Raw genomic sequence first — 2,316 nt, 5'->3', positions numbered from 1 at the left:
CGTAACTGGTCAGGTGGGGGTGTCAGCGCCGATCTAGTGGTGGTAGGCGGCGTGGGGGCGTGAGGGGGGTTGGTTGGGGTTGGTGTTGATGTCGGGGAGGGCGGCGTTGTGTTTTTCTTGTGCGTGTCGGCAGGTGGCGATGAGTTCGCGGCGGCCGTTGCGGGTGCCGATTGAGAGGGTCTCGATGTCTTGCCCGATGAGGGTTGCTGGGATCGGGAAGGAGGCGTCCTCGTCGAAGGCGTTTTCGAACGCGGTGAGCGCTTCGTCTTCGTCGTGGCAGTCGACGGTGATCTCGGCGATGAGGCTGTCGAGTTCGGGGTCGGTTTGACGGGTGGGGCTCATGGCGGTGGTGTCTTCTGCTCTGTGGGGGTTGGCGGGAGCCGGTCGAGGACGAGCGGCGGGCAGCGGATCTCGCCGCTTGTGAAGCGGCCGACGGGACGGTGGAGGCAGACGGTGGCGCTCTGGTTGTCGAGCTGCACGATGGTGCCGTGGAGGCCGTGCAGGTAGCGGGGGGTCGCGTGGTGGTTGATGCGTACGCGGTCGCCGAGCTCGAGCTGCGCGTGCGCCTTGGCTGAGTTGACGGCTTGGAGGAGATCGAAGCGGGCCCGGATCGCTTCGGCGATCTGGGTGAGGTGCGTGTCGAGCTCGCCAGCGGCGATCTGGTCGAGCGTCGCCTCGAGCGGGACAGTCTCGGGAGCGGGGCGGGGGGCCGGGGCGAGCGCGAGCCGCCGAGCGGCGCGGGTGGGTCTGGACATGCCTCGAGTATGGGGAGCTGGCCGGCGGTCAGGTCTCGCCGCCGGCGGGGAGCCAGGGTCGGCCATCGGCGGCGTCTTGGAGGACGGCGAGGATGTCCTGGCCTTGCTTGCGCGCGGTCTGGATGTAGCTGCGCAGGGCGAGGAACGATGCTGCGCCTTCGCTGCTGCGCCAGCAGCCCGAGATCTTCTGTTGCAGCTTGATCATGCGGAGGTCGCGTTCTCCCTGGTTGTTGTCGAATGGGACGTTGAGGTCGGTCGCGAACCGGAGGGCGTCGTCCTGGTAGCGGTCGAGGCGCAGCAGGAGGCTGCGGGTTTTGCCTTGTTTGGGCCGGCCGCGTCTGCCGGTCCGGTCGGGTTCGGGGTTGAGCTCGTAGCCGGCGGCGAGGAGCGCGCGGTATTGGCGCTGGTAGCGGGCGAGGACGGCCGGGTCGAGCGCGGCCTGTCCTGCCTCCTTCGCGGCTTCGACGGCGGTGTTGAGCTCGACGAGCAGGCAGGCGAGCTCGGATGCCCACGGCTGGCCCTGCTCTTCAGCCGCGGCGAGCTCGCGCAAGTGGTGGCCGTTGCAGAGAGCGTGGCTGCAGCGGGTGTAGTGGCGGTAGGGGGTGAACCCGTCGTGGACGACGGTGCCGGTGAAGTTTGTGAGGACGCCGAGGTCGTCGATCCCGTCCTTGCCGCGCTTGGCGTGGAGCCGGTAGAGGGCAAGCGTTCGCGTGGTCGCCTCGTGCACCCAGTGCAGCTTCCCCGCGGCGCGGGCGCCGGTCTCGTCGACGTGGACGACCGGGCTTGCCACGAGCTCGAGGCGCACCTGCTCGAGGAACGGTCCCAGCCCGGCCGCGCCGGCCTGGACGATCGCCTGCAGCGTCCCGGTCGACAGGTGCGCGCCGTAGCGGTCGGCGAGAAGCCGCTGGATCCGCTCGTACGGGAGATGCTGGTAGACCGCCAGGTAGAGCACGAAAGCGCGCAGCCGCGGCCCGTACTGGGCGGGGGCGCGCACCGGCTCGGGGAACGCCCCCGCGGTGACCGTTCCGCAGTCGCACCGTCTCCGTGTCGACCGGTGCTCGCACACGACAAGCCGTGTCTCGGGCGGCAGGTCGAACACCTGCCGCCGCTCGGCCCCTACAAGCTCGGCGTCCTCGAGGCCACCGCCGCAGCCGCGGCACGCCGCGGGCTCGTGGCTGACGACCTCATCGGGGTCGGCGACCTGGGCGAGGTGATGGCCCTCGCTCCCCGGCTGGCCACCCGGCTTCCGTCCCGACCGGCGCCGCCGCGAACGCGGCTTCGGCGGAGGCTTACCCAACCCGTCCGACGACGGCGGCCGCGACGAGTTCCGCGAGTTCTCCCGCAACCGAGCCTCGAGCTCAGCCATCCGCGACTCCAACACCGCGACCTGACCCTGCAACGCCTCGACCGCCGAGGCCAGCGACAGCAGAACCTCGACGCACGCGTCCTCGCCCTGCCGGTAGATCGCAACCGCACCCGCCCGCTCCACGACGAACGCATTCGCCGCCGCGACAGAGGTCCCTTCTTACGAACTACCTATGCGCCGGACCTGACCAGTTAC

The 2,316-nt window shown here is 70.1% G+C and carries 3 protein-coding genes; all 3 read right to left on the bottom strand.

From position 1 onward, the window contains the following. Window positions 1–33: 33 nt before the first annotated feature. Genes EPN29_13610 through EPN29_13600 form a run of 3 tightly spaced genes read right to left on the bottom strand, consistent with a single transcriptional unit; the run spans window position 34 to window position 2,244 of the window. Window positions 34–342, bottom strand: coding sequence for a hypothetical protein (locus EPN29_13610; protein ID TAN31373.1), 309 nt, complete (start codon window positions 340–342; stop codon window positions 34–36). After that, a complete protein-coding gene (locus EPN29_13605; protein ID TAN31372.1) occupies window positions 339–755 on the bottom strand; it encodes a hypothetical protein in 417 nt (138 codons plus the stop codon). The genes EPN29_13610 and EPN29_13605 overlap by 4 nt, the downstream gene beginning before the upstream one ends. A 28-nt stretch (window positions 756–783) precedes the next feature. Further along, window positions 784–2,244, bottom strand: coding sequence for an IS66 family transposase (locus tag EPN29_13600; GenBank protein TAN31371.1), 1,461 nt, complete (start codon window positions 2,242–2,244; stop codon window positions 784–786). Window positions 2,245–2,316: the final 72 nt, after the last annotated feature.

This window comes from bacterium (assembly GCA_004299235.1).
In the GTDB taxonomy this organism is placed as follows: Bacteria; Chloroflexota; Dormibacteria; order Dormibacterales; family Dormibacteraceae; genus SCQL01.
This window is presented reverse-complemented; position numbering and strand designations above follow the sequence as displayed.

Excerpts from the sequence above, each read along its gene's own strand:
- EPN29_13610 (TAN31373.1), bottom strand. The coding sequence starts at position 342 with ATGAGCCCCACCCGTCAAACCGACCCCGAACTCGACAGCCTCATCGCC.
- EPN29_13605 (TAN31372.1), bottom strand. The coding sequence starts at position 755 with ATGTCCAGACCCACCCGCGCCGCTCGGCGGCTCGCGCTCGCCCCGGCC.